Origin of the sequence: Fictibacillus marinisediminis (genome assembly GCF_023149135.1) — a bacterium.
In the GTDB taxonomy this organism is placed as follows: domain Bacteria; phylum Bacillota; class Bacilli; order Bacillales; family Fictibacillaceae; genus Fictibacillus_C; species Fictibacillus_C marinisediminis.
Genome location: NZ_JAIWJX010000002.1, coordinates 2898982 through 2916515 on the forward strand (window position 1 = coordinate 2898982; position 17534 = coordinate 2916515).

General features: G+C 44.5%; 16 protein-coding genes, 1 pseudogene and 1 other annotated feature. Of the genes and pseudogenes, 3 read left to right on the forward strand and 14 right to left on the reverse strand.

What is annotated here, in order from left to right:
• Positions 1 to 12: 12 nt before the first annotated feature.
• The 4 genes and pseudogenes from LCY76_RS15460 to LCY76_RS15475 all read right to left on the reverse strand — a co-directional run bounded on the left by LCY76_RS15460 (position 13) and on the right by LCY76_RS15475 (position 4043).
• Complete coding sequence (locus LCY76_RS15460) at positions 13 to 783, reverse strand: electron transfer flavoprotein subunit beta/FixA family protein (protein WP_248253356.1); 771 nt, start codon at positions 781 to 783, stop codon at positions 13 to 15.
• Between the two features lie 21 nt (positions 784 to 804).
• Positions 805 to 1574 (reverse strand): annotated as a pseudogene (locus LCY76_RS15465) (enoyl-CoA hydratase).
• 23 nt (positions 1575 to 1597) lie between these two features.
• Complete coding sequence (fadR, locus tag LCY76_RS15470; RefSeq protein ID WP_248253357.1) at positions 1598 to 2206, reverse strand: fatty acid metabolism transcriptional regulator FadR; 609 nt, start codon at positions 2204 to 2206, stop codon at positions 1598 to 1600.
• Positions 2207 to 2351: 145 nt separating this feature from the next.
• Positions 2352 to 4043, reverse strand: a complete 1692-nt coding sequence (locus LCY76_RS15475; RefSeq protein ID WP_336606263.1) for an AMP-binding protein — start codon at positions 4041 to 4043, stop codon at positions 2352 to 2354.
• Positions 4044 to 4232: 189 nt separating this feature from the next.
• On the opposite strand from LCY76_RS15475, the gene LCY76_RS15480 reads away from it, so the two are divergent.
• Complete coding sequence (locus LCY76_RS15480) at positions 4233 to 4400, forward strand: DUF6254 family protein (RefSeq protein WP_248253358.1); 168 nt, start codon at positions 4233 to 4235, stop codon at positions 4398 to 4400.
• Positions 4401 to 4741: 341 nt separating this feature from the next.
• On the opposite strand, the gene LCY76_RS15485 is transcribed toward LCY76_RS15480, so the two are convergent.
• The 5 genes from LCY76_RS15485 to zapA all read right to left on the reverse strand — a co-directional run bounded on the left by LCY76_RS15485 (position 4742) and on the right by zapA (position 10176).
• Positions 4742 to 5146, reverse strand: a complete 405-nt coding sequence (locus tag LCY76_RS15485; RefSeq protein WP_248253359.1) for a DUF350 domain-containing protein — start codon at positions 5144 to 5146, stop codon at positions 4742 to 4744.
• Between the two features lie 13 nt (positions 5147 to 5159).
• Entirely contained in the window at positions 5160 to 7523 is a 2364-nt protein-coding gene (locus LCY76_RS15490; RefSeq protein WP_248253360.1) for an endonuclease MutS2, read from the reverse strand.
• Positions 7524 to 7550: 27 nt separating this feature from the next.
• Positions 7551 to 9272, reverse strand: coding sequence for a DNA polymerase/3'-5' exonuclease PolX (polX, locus tag LCY76_RS15495; protein ID WP_272885626.1), 1722 nt, complete (start codon positions 9270 to 9272; stop codon positions 7551 to 7553).
• An 82-nt stretch (positions 9273 to 9354) separates the two neighbouring features.
• A complete protein-coding gene (locus tag LCY76_RS15500; protein ID WP_248253361.1) occupies positions 9355 to 9894 on the reverse strand; it encodes a CvpA family protein in 540 nt (179 codons plus the stop codon).
• Positions 9895 to 10176: a cell division protein ZapA gene (zapA, locus tag LCY76_RS15505; protein WP_062233959.1), complete on the reverse strand. Its 282-nt coding sequence runs from the start codon at positions 10174 to 10176 to the stop codon at positions 9895 to 9897.
• 141 nt (positions 10177 to 10317) lie between these two features.
• Between zapA and rnhC the strand changes: the two genes are divergently transcribed.
• The gene (gene rnhC / locus LCY76_RS15510) at positions 10318 to 11262 is read left to right on the forward strand and encodes a ribonuclease HIII (RefSeq protein ID WP_248254695.1); all 945 of its coding nucleotides are present in this window, start codon (positions 10318 to 10320) and stop codon (positions 11260 to 11262) included.
• 62 nt (positions 11263 to 11324) lie between these two features.
• On the opposite strand, the gene pheT is transcribed toward rnhC, so the two are convergent.
• The 3 genes from pheT to LCY76_RS15525 all read right to left on the reverse strand — a co-directional run bounded on the left by pheT (position 11325) and on the right by LCY76_RS15525 (position 15926).
• Positions 11325 to 13757 (reverse strand): phenylalanine--tRNA ligase subunit beta, encoded by a 2433-nt coding sequence (gene pheT, locus LCY76_RS15515; protein ID WP_248253362.1) that lies wholly within the window; start codon positions 13755 to 13757, stop codon positions 11325 to 11327.
• 13 nt (positions 13758 to 13770) lie between these two features.
• Positions 13771 to 14805, reverse strand: coding sequence for a phenylalanine--tRNA ligase subunit alpha (pheS, locus tag LCY76_RS15520; protein ID WP_248253363.1), 1035 nt, complete (start codon positions 14803 to 14805; stop codon positions 13771 to 13773).
• 41 nt (positions 14806 to 14846) lie between these two features.
• Positions 14847 to 15079 (reverse strand) — a binding site (T-box leader).
• An 82-nt stretch (positions 15080 to 15161) separates the two neighbouring features.
• Positions 15162 to 15926, reverse strand: coding sequence for a TrmH family RNA methyltransferase (locus tag LCY76_RS15525; protein ID WP_248253364.1), 765 nt, complete (start codon positions 15924 to 15926; stop codon positions 15162 to 15164).
• A gap of 135 nt (positions 15927 to 16061) precedes the next feature.
• Here LCY76_RS15525 and sspI point away from each other — a divergent pair, with 135 nt between their 5' ends.
• Positions 16062 to 16268: a small acid-soluble spore protein SspI gene (gene sspI, locus LCY76_RS15530; protein WP_248253365.1), complete on the forward strand. Its 207-nt coding sequence runs from the start codon at positions 16062 to 16064 to the stop codon at positions 16266 to 16268.
• Between the two features lie 36 nt (positions 16269 to 16304).
• Here sspI and LCY76_RS15535 read toward each other — a convergent pair whose 3' ends face one another.
• Both LCY76_RS15535 and LCY76_RS15540 read right to left on the reverse strand, forming a co-directional pair.
• Positions 16305 to 16790, reverse strand: a complete 486-nt coding sequence (locus tag LCY76_RS15535; protein WP_248253366.1) for a dUTP diphosphatase — start codon at positions 16788 to 16790, stop codon at positions 16305 to 16307.
• A gap of 98 nt (positions 16791 to 16888) precedes the next feature.
• Positions 16889 to 17482, reverse strand: a complete 594-nt coding sequence (locus LCY76_RS15540) for a TVP38/TMEM64 family protein (RefSeq protein ID WP_248253367.1) — start codon at positions 17480 to 17482, stop codon at positions 16889 to 16891.
• Between the last annotated feature and the right edge of the window lie 52 nt (positions 17483 to 17534).

The following is a 17534-nucleotide window of genomic DNA, read 5'->3' on the forward strand; positions in this document are numbered from 1 at the left end:
TAGCATTCCTCCTTATATCACTTTTGCTTCTGAGCGTAGTAATGAAACTAATTCTTTCACTTGGTCATTGACTTCTCCGCTTAAAATTTTTCCAGCTTCTTTTTTAGGCGGCAAGAATACTTCAACGGTCTTCGTTTTTGCTTCAACATCTTCTTCATCGATATCAAGATCATCGATTTCGAGTGTTTCAAGCGGCTTTTTCTTTGCTTTCATGATCCCTGGCAACGATGGATAGCGCGGTTCGTTCAAACCTTGCTGAGCTGTGACGAGCAAGGGAAGCTTCGTTTCAATTTTCTCAACGTCTCCTTCCACATCACGCTCAATCGCTACGTCCGTTCCATTGATTTCAATTTTCGTAATGGTTGTGACTTGCGGGATTCCTAATAGTTCAGCCAAACGCGGCCCGACTTGTCCGGAACCGTTATCGATCGCAACGTTTCCTCCAAGGATAAGATCATATTCTTTATCCTTGAAAAACTCAGCCAGCACTGCAGATGTTGTATATTGGTCGGAGCTCTCAAGATCTTCGCTATCAATTAAAACGGCTTTGTCTGCACCCATAGCCAACGCTGTACGAAGTTCTTTTTCTGACTCTTCGGTTCCTACGGTTACAACCGTCACTTCACCCCCATGGGCTTCGCGAAGGGTAATCGCTTCTTCAATCGCATATTCATCATAAGGATTAATGATATACTCGGCACTATCATGAGAAATCTGTCCGTTAGAAATGCTGATCTTTTCTTCGGTATCAAATGTACGTTTTAAGATTACATAAAGATTCATGCTAATCCCTCCAACTATTTATTAGTTTTTAAAATTCGGCTGCCTTTTTTCAACAAAGGCCTGAACTCCTTCTTGTCCATCTTTAGAGACAAAGACTTTTCCGAAGTATTCAGATTCTTTCTTTGCCCCTTCGCTGTACTGTCCACGAGCCGCATACTGCAGAAGCTCGAGCGTGTAGCGAATGGACAAGGAACTCTTCGCTGCTGCTTTCGACGCCAGGCTGTAAGCCTTTTCAAAAAGCTCTGCACCAGGATAAGCAGCAGTTGCTAATCCCCATTTCACTGCTTCCTCTCCGGTAATCGGGTCAGAAGTAACGAGCATTTCGGCCGCTTTAGCAGTTCCTACGTATCTTGGAAGTCTTTGTGTCCCTGCAAAACCTGGAATCAATCCAAGCTGCAGTTCCGGCAAGCCAAGCTTGGCTTCACTGGAAACGAGCCGGATATGGCAAGCCATCGCGAGTTCAAGCCCACCGCCCAGTGCTGCGCCGTGAATAGCTGCGATAATCAGCTTAGGATAATTTTCCATCCGGTCAAAGAGCTGCTGTCCAAAAGCCCCAGGTCAGCAAAATCGGCTTCATTATCAATCGTTGTAAATTCTTTAATATCTGCTCCAGCCGAAAAGAACCGGCCTTCACCTTTGATCAGGATGACTTTTGTTTCGCTGTCATTCTCCAGTTCTTCAAAGACTGCGGACAATTCGCGGATCAGCTGGGTGGACAACGCGTTCGCCGGAGGACGATTCAGTTGAATTGTGGCTATTTTATTCTCTTTTTGAACCTGTAAAAATCCCACTCTCTCACACTCCTTAGTTGAATCTATTCTTGCGCGGGGATAGCCCCTGCATTGTTGCTTAAACCATTAACAAGCATTTGATGTACAGGCTGAGCAAGTGACGGCAAATCATAACGGTGATCATTCATAACCCAGTTTGTGGCCGTTTCATCAATGGTTCCAAAAATCATCTGTCGTGCCAGCCGGGTATCCATGTTCTTGTCAAAAGCCCTTTCCTCCATCCCTTCTTTCAGGATGAGGTCGATCAGGGATAAATATCGTTTAAGCACTTCCCCAATCTTTGCCCTTAACGCCCTGTTAGTCTGCCTAAGTTCCAGCTGTGTGACGATAGAAAGCTGGTGGTCAGCATCCAAGAGGCAAAAATGCATTTTAATCAGGGTTAACAGTTTTTCAATCGCCGACCCTTTGCTTTTCAGCTCGTTCCCCGTTCTTTCGATAAAGGTTCCCATTTTTTCATTAAAAACAGAAACAAGCAGATCCTCTTTATTTTTAAAATAGAGATAGATCGTCCCATCTGCTACAGACGCCTGCTTTGCAATTTTAGACACTTGGGACTGATGATACCCATGGACTGCAATAACACTAACCGCGGCATCAATTATTTTGTCGTACTTTGGGCCTTTACGTTTCACGATAATCTCCTCACTTCAAAACGAGCTGCTGTAAACTGAATGATTGTTCATTCATAATTTAATTGTAAAACAAGTCGTTTTTTTCTGTCAATTCTATTATTCCTTTGTTTTAACAAAAAAACAAGGACCTTTTTAAGAAAGGTCCCTATATCTCTTGTTTTTCCCGCTCTTTCGCTTTCTCTTCTTCCAATAAAACTCTTCTTAAAATTTTCCCGACCATCGTTTTTGGAAGCTCGCTTCTAAATTCGTACACCCTTGGTACCTTAAAGGCAGCAAGGTTTTCTCTGCAATATTTGTTAAGCTGATCCTCCGTACAAACGGCGTTCTCTTTCAGCACGACAAAAGCCTTTACGGTTTCACCGCGGTACGGATCCGGGATTCCAACAACGACAGCTTCCTTTACCGCTTCATGCTCATAAAGAACTTCTTCAATTTCGCGGGGATAAATATTATATCCTCCTGCGATGATCAAATCTTTCTTCCGGTCCACGATATAAAAATATCCATTCTCATCCATATATCCCATATCACCGGTCATGAGCCAGTCATCTTTAAAAACAGCAGCTGTTTCCTCCGGCTGATTCCAATACCCTCTCATCACCTGAGGCCCCCGCACCAATAACTCGCCAACTTCCCCAATTTCCGCAAACTCTCCGCGCTCGGTGGAATAGATGGCCGCTTCCGTATTCGGCCACGGCAGACCGATACTTCCTTTAACCTGCTTTCCATAGATCAGATTGGCATGCGTAACCGGTGAAGCTTCTGTGAGGCCATAGCCTTCCACAAGGCTTCCAGAGATGATCGACTGGAACTTCTGCTGAACTTCCATCGGGAGCGGTGCAGAACCACTGATGCAAGCCTGGATTGAAGAAAGGTCATACTTCATCAAATCCGGATGGTTCAGCAACGCAATATACATGGTCGGTGCGCCAGGAAACAAGGTCGGACGCTGTTTATGGATCGTCTGCAGCACTTGTTTCGGATCAAAACGCGGAAGGATGATCAGTTTTGCCCGTGTCATGATCGCCTGATTCATCACAACCGTCATGCCATACACATGGAAAAAAGGCAATGCAGCCAGCACAACTTCTTCTCCAATCCGGTGCTTATAAATCCAGATGCTGCATTGTTTTGAATTGACGACCAAATTAGCATGTGTCAGCATCACACCTTTTGCAGGGCCCGTCGTTCCTCCTGTATACTGCAGCAATGCCACATCCTCTTTCGGGTGGACGTCAACAGGGATTCGCCGGTTTTCGCTTTTGCTGATCAGTTCTTTAAACGAATGGACACTTCCGCCATACTGAACATCAACCACCGTAAATGGCTTTTGTTTTTTCTGAACAAACGGATAGAGCACATTTTTTGGAAATGGCAAATAATCCTTAATGCCCGTCACAATCACATGCTGCAGCTGTGTTAATTCTTTTACAGAAGCTACCCTCGAAAAGAGCTGATCCAGACAAACGATAGCAGCTGCCCCGCTGTCCTCCAGCTGATGGCTCAGTTCTCGTTCCGTATAAAGGGGATTGGTCTGGACCACGATTCCTCCAGCGAGAAGGATACCATAATAAGCAATAACCGCCTGCGGGCAGTTCGGCAGCATAATCGCCACCCGGTCGCCCTTGCCGATTCCGAGTGAAGACAGTCCGTTGGAAAACCGGACAGCACTCTCGTAAAGCTGTTGATACGACATTTCTTTACCTAAAAAATGAAGAGCAACCTTTTCTGGGTTTTTAGTAGCTGCTTCTTCTAAATACGTGAATAAAGGTTGTTCTTTATACTCAACCTCACTGGGGATTTCTGGTGGATAATGGTTAAGCCATCTTCTTTCCACTTTTATCTCCTCCTTAATTCACGCCTTTCTTAAAAAAACTCTCTCATACTTTATTATAATGAAAACGCATTCAATTTAATATATTTTTTTAAAAATTTAAAAAGCTTATAGTGCTTTTGGCACTTTTTTGCGGGGATGATGCTGTTTTTTCCGCTGCATACTAAACAATAAAGCAAAGGAGGAAACAGTATGACTCATTCAAAAGCGAGAAGAGATGGGGCTTTGAAAGCCGGCAAAGAAACACAGCATCCACATGGCAAAATCAAATCACAGCAGGAAATCTCGAGTGAAATCGGCATGAAAGACACCAATCAGCTGACCGCACAGCCAGCAGATTATGATGAAATCGAATACTGAGTAACATCGGCAGGTTTCGCCTGACTTCGATCCCGCTCGGTTTACTATAATCATGTTTTGGCGGGTAAAATGCTCGTTTCGGCGGGTAAATTTTCATTTTGGACAGTATTTTCTTTATTACGGCGGGTAAATGTCTCATTTCCGCGGGTATTTCCACTGACACTTTAAAAAAATTACAAAAAACCAGCCAAGAGGCTGGTTTTTTGCTAAAAAGCAGCAGAAATGCAGCTTTCATTCCATTCCATTATGATAAAAAAAGTAAATAAACGATGCCGAAAAGAATAAAAATTCCGCTGCAAATGAATAAAACTTTCCATAACGTATCCACTGATGCTTCACTCCTAATCAATCCCTGAACCGATCACGAACGACAGGCCAATGGATATGACCATGGAGATCAGGCCCACTGCGCGATTATCGTTTTCGATCTCTTCATCAATGTTAAATCTCGGGGTTAAAAATTCAAAGATAAAATAACCGGCAAGAAGCAGAACAAATCCGAATAGGCCCCAAGCCATCATCTGAGGAAGCGAATCGTTCTGTGCAATGGAATAGCGAAAAATATTGGCGATGCCGAATATTTTCCCTCCGGTTGCCATCGCTACGGCCAGGTTGCCTTTTTTAATCTCCACCCAGTTCTCATATCGGGTGACCATTTCAAATACTGCCAGAAAAATAACGAGGAACAGTACGACTACGCTGTAATATGCCGCCGTTTGGATAAACGGATTGTGGGATACGTCCATCTCTAACCTCCGATTATTTTAATAGCGCTACGGTTATGCCGCTTCCGCCTTCATTTGCTGCTCCCATGCGTGTCGATTTAACATTGGGATGTGATTTGAGCAGCTGCTGGACACCGGAGCGAAGAGCACCGGTTCCTTTCCCATGAATAATAGAAACTTGAGGATATCCGGCTAACATTGCTTCATCCAAATACTTATCCACTTCTAGCATCGCATCCTCATACCGCTTGCCGCGGAGATCAAGTTCAGGACGGACCGAGTCATCGCTTCCCTGCACTTTTACAAACGATCTCGGCTCTGTTTTTTTCTCTTTCGTCTGTTTGATCAATTCAAGGTCGTTGAGTGATACGTTCATTTTTAAAATACCGATCTGTACCTGATATTCGTTGTTGCTGACTTTATTGATAATATGGCCTTTTTGGCCGAAACTCAGCACTTTCACTTCATCGCCTGGTTTAAACGAAGCAGATTTCGGTTTGGAAGCTGCTGCCTTTTTCTTCTTCGACCGAAGAGCAGGCGTTGCTTCCTCCAGCTTTTTACGGGCATCGATCAATCGGTGTTCCTTCACATTGCCCGCTTCTTTCTGATATTCTTTAAGTTCTTTAATGACTTCTTCAGCAGTCCTTCTTGCATTCGCTACAGCTTCTTCCGCTTTTCGCTCCGCTTCTTCGAGCAACCGGTCACGATCCCGTTCCAAATGCTGAAGTTCTGCTTCCAGCTCAGCTTTTAGCTGTTCGGCTTCCTGCCTGATTTTAATGGCATTCTCCCGTTCTTCTTCTGCACGCTTTTGGTTATCCTCAAGCGAACGTATCATGTTATCAATCTTGTTGTCTTCATCACTGATTTGCGATTTGGCTTCATCAATAATGGAGGACTCCAAACCTAGGCGTCTGGAAATCTCAAACGCGTTGCTTCTGCCCGGAACTCCGATCAGCAGCTTGTAGGTCGGCCTCAGCGTCTCCACGTTAAATTCAACGCTTGCATTGATGACGCCATCGCGGTTATAAGCATAAGCCTTCAACTCACTGTAGTGGGTCGTAGCGATTACTTTCGCTCCCCGTTCAAACACATAATCAAGGATGGAGATAGCAAGTGCCGCTCCTTCCTGCGGATCGGTTCCAGCTCCAAGTTCATCAAACAGAACCAGGCTTTTAAAATTCACTGTTTTCAGGATATCAACAATGTTGACCATATGAGATGAGAACGTACTTAATGACTGTTCAATCGATTGCTCATCACCTATGTCGGCATGAATGGCTTCAAACACCGTCATCTCAGACTCTTCTTCTGCAGGAACCTGAAGTCCGGATTGGGCCATTAATGATAACAGGCCGATCGTTTTTAAAGTAACCGTTTTACCCCCTGTATTGGGACCGGTAATGATCAATGATTGAAAAGCACCACCAAGCTCCACATCGATTGGAACTACAGTGTCCTGATCGATTAGCGGATGCCTCGCTTTACGGAGAGAGATGTATTCTCTGTCGTTCATGATTGGTTTCGTCGCCTTCAGTTCACGGCTGTACTGCGCTTTTGCAAAAATAAAATCAATCTCTGCCAGAATCGTCACATTATGGGCTAAAGCTTCAGCTGATTCCCCGACCAGTAATGAAAGTTCTTTTAAAATCTTTTCAATCTCTCTTGTTTCTTTGGCTTTCGCATCTTTCAGCTGGTTATTGATCGCAACGACAGCTTGAGGCTCAATAAAGAGTGTGGCTCCCGAAGCGGACTGGTCATGCACCATACCCCCGAAGCTGCCGCGGTATTCCTGTTTAACGGGCAGCACGAAGCGGTCATTTCGAATCGTGATGATCGCATCGGATAGCATTTTTTGATAGCTCGAGGAACGGACCATGCTTTCCAATTTCTCACGCACTCTGGCCTCGAACGTGCGCAGCTGGCTTCTAATTGTTCGCAAAGCTGGACTGGCACTGTCCATAACATGGCCGTTGTCGTCTATACAAGCTTTAATCTCCTGCTCCAGTTCAATCAGTGGTTCAATCTGTGCAACAAGGCTGTCAAGGATCGGCAGTTCAATTCCATCCTCCACCATTCCCTCTGTAAACCGCTTAAAGCGCCTGCCGCCATACACTGTAGTCGCAATATCGAGAAGTTCATCCGTATTCAGCAGCCCGCCGATCTGCGACCTCTTCAGGCTTGCACGGATATCCCGTATTCCGCCAAGCGGTGCCTGCCCTTTTAACCGGAGGACTTTGGCACCTTCATCTGTGCTGTCCTGCCAATGGCTGATCTCAGCAAAATCTACAGAAGGCTGAAGCTGTTCAACCTTTTGTTTGCCCAGGCTTGAACTTGCGTGTTTTTTTAACTGTTCAATGATTTTTGTATATTCTAAGACTCGAAGTACTCGTTCTTGCAAAATTAGTTCCTCCTCCCAGGAGACGTTCTATTCTTTTTTATCATTTCGTTTTAAAAAGGAAGTTAACTCATCAAGTGTCATTGCGTTCAGGACGTTTTCCCGGCGAATATAGCCTTTTCTCGCCACAGAAACTCCAATGTCCATATGCCCCAGAGTATCGCGGTAATGGGCATCTGTATTGATCGTGATTTTTACACCTTTATCCTGTGCTTTCTTGAGCCATTCAGGGGCCAGATCGAGCCGGCTCGGATGAGCGTTAAGTTCAAGGGCTGTATTGGTTTCAGCTGCTGCATCGATGAGCATCTCCAAATCAACATCATACCCTGGACGCCGTCCGATAATTCTTCCCGTCGGATGGGCAATAATGTCCACATGATGGCTTTCGAGCGCAGTCTTCATCCTCTTCATGATCGTCTCTCTGTTTTGAGAAAAAGATGAATGGATGGAGGCGATCACAAGGTCCATTTCAGCCAGGAGTTCATCATCAAAATCGAGTGTTCCATCCGGCAGAATGTCCATCTCAACGCCTGCCAGAATTTTAAAATCACTATATTTCCCATTCAGCCTGTCAATCTCTTTCCGCTGCTCACGAAGCCGTTCAGCTGTAAGGCCGTTGGCTACCCTTAAATACTGAGAATGATCGGTAATTGCCATGAACGAGTATCCTTTTTCCCTTGCTGCTTCTGCCATTTCTTCAATCGTATTGGCACCGTCGCTCCATGTGGAGTGCATATGCAGATCTCCTTGGATATCCTCCGGTTCAATCAGCCGCTGAGGTTCACGAAACATTTCAAGTTCATCACCGCCCTCACGCACTTCCGGCGGAATCCACTGAAGTCCAAAGTGACCATAGAATTCTTCTTCAGTGGAAAAGGTTGTTATCTCACCTGTTTCTGTATTTTCAACACCATATTCGCTGATTTTTTCATTGCGTTCTTTCGCCAGCTGCCTCATCTTCACGTTATGTTCCATGGAACCGGTAAAATGATGCAAAGCAGAGGCATACTGCTCTTGGGATACGAGCCTGAAATCGACTGAAACAGGATAATCATACTGAAATTGGAGTGAAACTTTTGTATCTCCTTTTGCGATGATATCCGTAACGCCTTCCAGCTGGACGAGCTGTTCTTTCACTTTAGCCGCATCGGAAACTGCGAGAATAAAATCCAGATCCTTGATCGTCTCACGAAAACGGCGGAGGCTGCCTGCCAAAGAAAATTTCATAATACCTTTTATATCTTTCAGCTGTTCTTCAATTTTTTCTGCGACCGGAAGCATAAATGCAATCGGAAGCCGTTCAGGGCGCTTACCGAGTTCCTCGATTGCTGCCAATATTTTCTCTTCTGTTTTTGTTCCGAACCCTGCGAGACCTCTGACTTTTTCTTTTTCACATGCTTCTTTAAGGCCACCGATGTCCGTTACTCCGAGCTCCTGATAAAGCTTCGCAATTTTTTTCCCGCCAAGCCCCGGTATGTCGAGCATGGTCAGAAGGCCTGAAGGAATCGCTGCCTGCAATTCTTCAAGCAGCGATGATTTGCCTGTCTCAAGAAGTTCAGTAATGACAGTAGCCGTCCCTTTTCCAATTCCTTTTAATTTGGACGGATCCCCGATCTGCTCCATGTTCCGGTCATCCGATTCCAACGCTTGAGCCGCTCTTCGGTAAGCCGAAGTTTTAAAGGAGTTCTCGCCTTTGATCTCTAAATAAACGGCGATCATTTCAAGGACATTAACAACCTGCTTCTTATTCAAATGAACACCCACTTTCACAAGACTTGTACCGCATTGCCGATTACTATGTACGGTAAAAAAACTTCTCTGTTAAAGAGAAGTTTTACCCCATATTTTTTGACCATAAATCTTTAATCGTTTCAGAGAATACCGGAGTATTCTCAACCATTCCCTGTCCGATAAAGGAATCCTGGTAAGCCGTATGGATGGAACCAGACGGAATCAACGAAGCGACATAAAGCAATAAGAATAAAATCAGATAAACTTCGATAAATCCCAGGACTCCTCCGAGCCAGCGGTTTACCGTGCGGAGCAGCGGCAGGTCAGCAATAAAGTTAAGCATGTTTCCTACGATCTGCAAGATGATCTTCGTTCCGAAGAACAAGAGAGCAAAGGCGATGGCACGATAGTATACATCCTCTAAGGAAATGCTGCTCAGAATCGTTGACATCGGGCTGTCATTACCGATCGAAGGATATGGAATCCACAATTTTAAATGAGGCGCCAAGTCGTCAAAATATAGATAAGCCACGACGTAAGCCGCTATAAACCCAACGAGATGGACAACCTGCATGACCAAACCTCGTTTCAGTCCGATAAAAAAACCGGCAATTAATATAACAATTAAAATAAGATCTAGCATTTATTTATCCTCTTTCCTAATCTGCTGTTGCAATTTTTCCAGCTCTTCTTTAGTCTTTAAGTATTCGTTCATCAGATTAACAGCTGTCAGAACGGCAAGCTGTTTCGTATCCAATACTGCATTATATTGCTGGATATCCCGCATCTTTTCGTCAACCATAGCAGCTACCGAACGAATGTGGCTGGAAGTCTCAGTTCCTATTACTGTGTATTTTTGACCAAAGATTTCTACAATGGTCCTTGCTTTCATATTGTCTTCCGCCACGAAATTACCTCCAATCATAGTTCCGCTTGCAAAAAAGCTATGAACTCTAATCATTATCTTAACAGAAAGCGAACGGTTATGAAAATATTTGTTCTAAAACCAGCTATCATTTTATCCAAATTCTACTAAAAAATAAAACGAGAGAAAAGGAACATGAAGATGGCAAATACTGTATTAAAAGTAACCTCCCAAGAGATCAATAAAATGAAGGAAGCTTACCAAGCATACCTCCAGCCTTCTTCCCCCCCTGGCAGCATATTTACGGCTAAGCCTGCAGGCTGCACGGTAACGGCCTATAAATCAGGCAAGGTTCTTTTTCAGGGAAGGACGGCTGAAATCGAGGCTGGAAAATGGGGTTCTCCGACACCCGCAGCATCTCCGAAACCAGCTAAAGCAAAACCGCCACATGCCTTTGCTCCTCCTGAAAACGTGAGTTCACTCTCTCTTATTGGAAGCGATGAAGTGGGGACGGGAGATTATTTTGGCCCGATTACCGTCGTGGCCTCCTATGTTCCAGCGGCACAGCTCGAACTGCTAAGAGAACTTGGAGTAAAGGATTCAAAATTTCTGAACGACAAACAGATCGTATCCATCGCCAAGGACCTTCTGCATGCCATCCCATACAGCCTGCTCGTCCTTCCCAACAGGAAGTACAATGAACTTCAGGCAAAAGGGATGAGCCAAGGAAAAATGAAAGCTCTTCTGCATAATAAAGCTCTTCTTAACATGCTTGAAAAAACAAAAGACTTCCCCGTGGACGGTATATTGATCGATCAGTTCTGCGAGCCGGGTGTTTATTATAATTATCTCTCAAGAGAGGGAAACACCGTAAAAGACAAAGTGTTCTTTGCTACAAAAGGTGAATCGCTCCATCTGTCCGTGGCCGCCTCATCCATTCTCGCCCGCTATGCTTTTATTAAAGAGATGGATAAAATCAGTGCTAAAACAGGCATTGAGATCCCGAAAGGCGCCGGCAGCAAAGTGGATTTGAAAGCAGCGGAAATGATCCGCAAGTATGGTGCAGATTATCTGACTGACATCGCAAAGATTCATTTTGCCAACACAAAAAAAGCACTCAATCTAGCAAACGGCAAGCGGAGCTAAACTTCATTTTCATAACAAAACCCGCAATCTCAAGAGAGACATGCGGGTTTTTGTTTGGCTTACTATTTGCGAAGCTCAGCTCCAAAACGTTCTTCCAGACTGCGCAGGATGTTTTCATGAGCTTTTGTCACTTCTTCATCCGTAAGTGTACGTTCCGGATCAAAATATTTCAAAGAAAAGGCGAGTGATTTTTTGCCTTCTTCCATATGTTCTCCTTCGTACAGATCAAACAGGCTGCTTTCCTTGAGGAGAGCTCCTCCTGCTTCATAAATCACAGTGTTTAAGTCTCCAGCAGGCAGGTTCTTATCAACCACCAATGCAATATCCCGTGTAATGGAAGGGAATCTAGGAAGCGGCTGATAAACGGTAGGTTCTACCGTGGCCTGGATAAGCTGATCCAGATCCAATTCAAACACGTACGTCTCGTTTAAATCCCACTCTTTTTGAGTTCCAGGATGAATCTGGCCGATCAAGCCGATGGTGATGCTGTCGAGTTTAATTACTGCTGTTCTTCCAGGATGCATCCCTTTCAAACTTTCGCTTTCAAAGGTGATACGGCTGTACAATCCGAGTTCTTCGAATAACCCTTCAAGGATTCCTTTTGCAACAAAGAAGTCTGTTTTCTTCTTTTCACCTTGCCAAGGATGGATATTCCACAAGCCTGTCAGTGCACCGGAGAGATATGTTTTCTCTTCAGGGAGAACAGAGATCTGCTGTTCGTAGGCAAAGAAGACAGAACTGATTTCAAAGACACCTACATCATCAATTGAACGGTGATGATTGTGGCGCACTACTTCAAGAAGCTGCGGAATCAGTGTACTGCGAAGAGTGCTGCGCTCTTCGCTCATCGGGTGGGAAACCGAGATGGTTTGCACGTTTTCCTGCTCCTCCCCCACAAAAGAGAAACTGGTTGATTTTTCAGGGGTCGTCAGTGCATAAGTTACAGCCTGATAGAGCCCGGCGCCTTCAAGATAACGCATAACCTTTCTGCGAGCTGCCTGATAGGGGCTCAATCCTCCTGGACGGCCTTCCGTTACAAGATACGTTGTAGGAATACGGTCATAACCGTAGATTCTTCCCACTTCCTCTACAAGATCCGCATCGATGGTAATATCCGGTCTTCGGGCTGGAACGGTAACCTTGTATGCTTCTCCTTGTACCTCAAATTGGAAACGAAGTCTCGAAAAGATTTCACTGATTTGTTCGTTTTCAATAGAAGTTCCGAGCAAGCTGTTAATTCTTGTTTGGGTGACTTCAGCTCTTCCTTCACTTACCAAGCGTTCGCCATCTTCAACAATGCCTTCTGCCACTTCTCCTCCGGCATATTTCGCCATTAAGGAAGCAGCACGTTGAGCAGCCTCATATACACGGTTGCGGTCGATGCCTTTTTCATAGCGTGCACTTGCTTCACTTCGTAGTCCAAGATCCTTGGATGCTGCTCTTACACGCTGTCCTTCAAAATAAGCAGCTTCCAGCAGTACAGTAGTCGTATCTTCCTGAACTTCTGATGTTGCTCCGCCCATTACACCAGCCACAGCAACAGGGACTTCTCCATTGGTGATCACAAGATGGCTGCTGTTTAATTTTCGTGCAGCATCATCAAGCGTCACAATTTCTTCTCCGTCTTTTGCCCGGCGGATAACTACTTCCTTTGATCCGAAACGGTCATAGTCAAAGGCATGGAGCGGCTGTCCGTATTCAAGCAATACGTAGTTCGTTATATCGACCACATTATTGATTGGACGGATTCCTGCTGCAATCAAACGGTTTTGCAGCCAAAGAGGTGATGGCGCGATCGATACATTCTTTATCACCATAGCTCCGTAGTAAGGATTATCTTCTTTTGCATCAACTTTTACCGAAATATAATCTGAAGCTTTTTCAGCTGTATAATCTAAGGAAACTTCAGGAAGACGAAGCTCCTCATTTAGAATGGCAGCAACCTCATAAGCCACACCAATCATGTTTAAGCAGTCCGCACGGTTAGGTGTCAATCCGAGTTCAAGAACATAGTCATCCAGGTTCAAATAACTCAAGGCATCGCTGCCAACTTCCGCATCGGAAGGCATAACGAAAATCCCTGTTGAATACTCTTTTGGCACCAATTTCGTTTCCACACCAAGTTCAGTGAGTGAACAGATCATTCCATGAGACGCTTCTCCGCGAAGTTTCGCTTTCTTAATCTTGAAGTTTCCAGGAAGTACAGCACCTACTTGCGCTACCGGCACTTTTTGGCCAGCAGCCACGTTTGGAGCACCGCACACGATTTGTACCGGATCTCCTTCACCGATGTCGACTTTACAGACACGGAGTTTATCGGCATTTGGATGCTGAACACATTCCAGCACATGTCCGACGACCACTCCTGTAATCCCTTTGTTGAGGGATTCCACGATTTCTACTTCAATTCCGCTTTTCGTAATTTTTTCACCAAGCTCTGCAGCACTGATATTAATATTTACATACTCTTTCAGCCAGTTATATGAAACTAACACAGGGTTCCCCTCCTTATGCCTTTTTAAATTGTTTTAAGAAACGAAGATCGTTTGTGTAAAAATGACGGATATCATCAATTCCATACTTCAGCATCGCAATCCGTTCAGGGCCCATTCCAAATGCAAACCCTGTGTATTTCTTCGAGTCGAAGCCTGCCATCTCCAATACGTTCGGATGGACCATACCTGCTCCAAGGATCTCAATCCAGCCAGTATGCTTACAGATCGAACAGCCTTTTCCACCACATTTAAAACAGGAAATATCCATCTCGACAGACGGTTCTGTGAATGGGAAAAAACTTGGGCGCAAACGGATTTTGCGCTCTTCGCCGAACATTTTTTTTGCGAAGGTTTCAAGAACACCTTTTAAGTCACTCAAGCGGACATTCTCATCGACGACAAGTCCTTCGATCTGCATGAACTGATGAGAGTGAGTCGCATCATCGTCATCCCTTCTGTACACTTTCCCCGGAGAAATAATTTTGACCGGGCCTCTTCCGTGATGTTTTTCCATCGTTCTTGCCTGCACCGGAGAAGTCTGTGTACGAAGCAGAATGTCTTCTGTAATAAAGAATGAATCCTGCATGTCTCTTGCCGGATGTCCTTTCGGTAGGTTCAGTGCTTCAAAATTGTAATAATCGGTTTCCACTTCAGGGCCTTCTGCCACCGTGAAGCCCATCGTTAAGAAAAGATCTTCAATCTCTTCAACGACTGCCGTTAACGGATGAGAGTTCCCCTTTCTGGCCGGCCGGCCCGGAAGTGTAACATCGATCGATTCTTTTTTCAGCTTTTCTTCAATAGCAGCCTGTTCCATCTGGCTGATTTTCGCATCAAGCGCGGCTGTGATCGCATCCCTTACTTCATTCGCATAAGCCCCAATAACAGGACGTTCTTCCGGAGATAGTTTCCCCATCCCTTTAAGTACTTCTGTGATCGGCCCTTTTTTACCCAAATAAGATACTTTGATGTCCTGTAATTCTTTCAGCTCATTTGCTTGCTGAATTTTCACCAATGCTTCTTCCTTTAATGCCTGCAATCGGTCCTGCATAACATCTTGCCTCCTTTAGAAAATAAAAAAACCCCGTCCATAAAAGGGACGAGGATTCGCGGTACCACCCAGATTAATCAAGAATTTTGGCCAACGCCATCATACTTGTTCACTTCGTTTTCATAACGGACTAGGTCCGGTCCACCCTACTGTAGGTTCAGGCGACTGCTCAGGAGCGAATTCGATAAATTCTACCGGAGAAACACTTTCAGTCAAGGTATTTCCTCCCTTTACCGGCGAGTTCTTATTTACTACTCTCCATCGATGCATTTTATTCATGCAGTTGTCTTCTTATTATAGTTGAACTTCCCTATCTGTGCAATTGCCAATCTGTTTTAATAGTGTATTCCCTTTTGTTATTTCCTGTTCTTCTGAAGTTCATACAGCATGATTCCAGCCGCAACAGCAACGTTCAGTGATTCAGCATTCCCGAACATCGGGATATAGACAAGCTGGTCTGCGGATTCCATAATTTCCATCCGCACTCCGCTGCCTTCGTTTCCTACAACGAGCGCAAACGTCCCTGAAGATTGCACGTCATGCAATGATTCGGCACCTTTTAGTGCAGAAACGAAAACAGGTACCTGTTCCTGTCTGCACGCTGCGATCCAATCCTGAAGATTTCCTTTTACAACGGGAAGATGGAACAGCGAACCTTGTGTAGAGCGAAGAACCTTGCTGTTATAAACATCGACAGTTCCTTCACCAAGCACAATCCCGTCCAGACCTGCAGCGTCTGCGGTTCTAATTATTGTACCAAGGTTTCCAGGATCCTGAACGCCGTCCACAAGCAGGTATTTTCCGCCGGCTTTTACTTGTAGCTCCTTTGAACTCATACGGCAGATTGCCAAAACTCCCTGCGGATGTTCAGTATCACTTAGGATTCCCATGATTTTTTTAGAAACTACCCATGGGTCCAGGCGAAGCTGTTCCCAATCATGCGGCATCTGGTAGGATTCCTCTATAATCAGATGAGCAATCTGGACGTTATGGTTCATTGCTTCTTCAATCAGATGAGGCCCTTCAATAATGTATTGTCCTAATTTATCCCGTTCTTTTCTTGTGTACAGTTTTTTCCATTGTTTTATGGAAGCATTTTGTTCTGATTCAATCCGTTTCATTGGGTTCAACCATCCTTTAATCTCTTTCAACTTTTTTTATTATATCTTCAAAATGATACATAATCCATCGGCCCTTAATAAAAACTAGGGAATAGTCACAAACTTAATGAAATAAATCTGTTTGAGGTGATAATGATGGATATCGATATCCGTAAAGCAGTTCTTGCCAATGTTTCCGGAAACAATAAAGAACAATTGGAAAGTACAATCGTTGATGCGATCCAAAGCGGTGAAGAAAAAATGCTTCCTGGTCTTGGCGTACTGTTTGAAGTGATCTGGAAAGAATCCGACAATCAGAAAAAAGAAGAAATGCTTGCAACCCTTTCCAGCGGTTTGAAATAGTAAAAGTCCCGGGAGATCCTCCCGGGATTTTTACTTTTAATACCCTTCATCCTGACGCTGATGATTGATTTCATTCTTTTTGTAGTAACCATCCACGATATTTTCTACCGAGAAGCCAAGAAGCTGGCCGAGGCCAATGAATTCAGAAAACAATTGGCTAAACAGGGTTTTGTCTTTTTTGCCTTGCAGGCCGCTGATGAGCCGGTAAAGAGATAGGAATTGGCCGGTCAGGTCTTCATTGCTTGCAACTGCATGGATTTCAATGTCATCCATCCCCATGTCAAGTCCAACCGACAGGATAAAATGAAGTCCGTCCACATATTCCTCAAGAATGACACTGTCCGATGATGCAGGTTTAACACTCCAGTATTTAAAACAACGGGTTTCATTGGCCAGCTCCCCTAGCTCGACAAGCAGGGCGAGCAGACGATGATCATAAAGGTTATCGTTATGTAAACCATGCTCTTGTATAATTCGATCATTCAGATGCTTCTGCATTTCAAATAGTTCTTTAAAACCCAAGATATCCACTCCTTTCGCTCATTATAACAAACTTATGATTTCCTTAAAAACACACCAAAAAACCCCAGGTTGGAGTCCCCTGAGGCTGGATCGCGTTATCATGCACTTTTCGCAGGTGTATTCTCTTTTTTTTCAAAAAAGTCCTCCCATTTGACAATCCATTCTTTCTTTCTCAGGAGATGAAACAGGACGAGCATCATGGCTGCAATTCCGATTCCCCAGACCACTGAGAGATGAAAGATATAATGGCCGAACGTTGAGTACATGAAGGCAAGCGGAACGTTGGATACCACGCTTGCTTTTGTATATTCCTTAAAACTTTTCGTTATCTCCAGGACAAACAGAGAGAGCAGGGAAAAATGGATGAAAGGAATTAGCTTTAAAATTGCGATTTGGCCCAATGAGAACGGCATTCGTTTGCCTATGATTTTCCGCTTGATTTTCATGAACCGGTTGAGCGACTTCGGCATTTTTCTCAGCAGTCCGTAGAACAGCAAACTGGACAGGGTAATGCCGATTATCGAATAAAGCGTCCCATAAACCGACCCAAACAAGACCCCGCCTGCCATACAGATCAAACCTACTGGCAGAAAAAGAAACTGCCTCATCATATGGAGCAGAATGAAAAAGACAGGAGCAAAAATACCTGCAAACTTCAAAATTCCAAGGATCTCTGTGAGCTCATGCTGCATGATTCAACCCTCCTTTATCGCCATCTTATGACATAAGACGAGCAGTTATGCT

What these genes read in the sequence shown, in the direction of transcription:
- LCY76_RS15485 (WP_248253359.1), bottom strand. Translation starts at nt 5,146, where the DNA reads ATGGACGTATCCCACAATCCGTTTATCCAAACGGCGGCATATTACAGC.
- LCY76_RS15460 (WP_248253356.1), bottom strand. Translation starts at nt 783, where the DNA reads ATGAATCTTTATGTAATCTTAAAACGTACATTTGATACCGAAGAAAAG.
- sspI (WP_248253365.1), top strand. Translation starts at nt 16,062, where the DNA reads ATGGATATCGATATCCGTAAAGCAGTTCTTGCCAATGTTTCCGGAAAC.
- LCY76_RS15525 (WP_248253364.1), bottom strand. Translation starts at nt 15,926, where the DNA reads ATGAAACGGATTGAATCAGAACAAAATGCTTCCATAAAACAATGGAAA.
- pheS (WP_248253363.1), bottom strand. Translation starts at nt 14,805, where the DNA reads ATGCAGGACCGATTGCAGGCATTAAAGGAAGAAGCATTGGTGAAAATT.
- LCY76_RS15480 (WP_248253358.1), top strand. Translation starts at nt 4,233, where the DNA reads ATGACTCATTCAAAAGCGAGAAGAGATGGGGCTTTGAAAGCCGGCAAA.
- zapA (WP_062233959.1), bottom strand. Translation starts at nt 10,176, where the DNA reads ATGATTGGAGGTAATTTCGTGGCGGAAGACAATATGAAAGCAAGGACC.
- rnhC (WP_248254695.1), top strand. Translation starts at nt 10,318, where the DNA reads ATGGCAAATACTGTATTAAAAGTAACCTCCCAAGAGATCAATAAAATG.
- LCY76_RS15500 (WP_248253361.1), bottom strand. Translation starts at nt 9,894, where the DNA reads ATGCTAGATCTTATTTTAATTGTTATATTAATTGCCGGTTTTTTTATC.
- LCY76_RS15540 (WP_248253367.1), bottom strand. Translation starts at nt 17,482, where the DNA reads ATGCAGCATGAGCTCACAGAGATCCTTGGAATTTTGAAGTTTGCAGGT.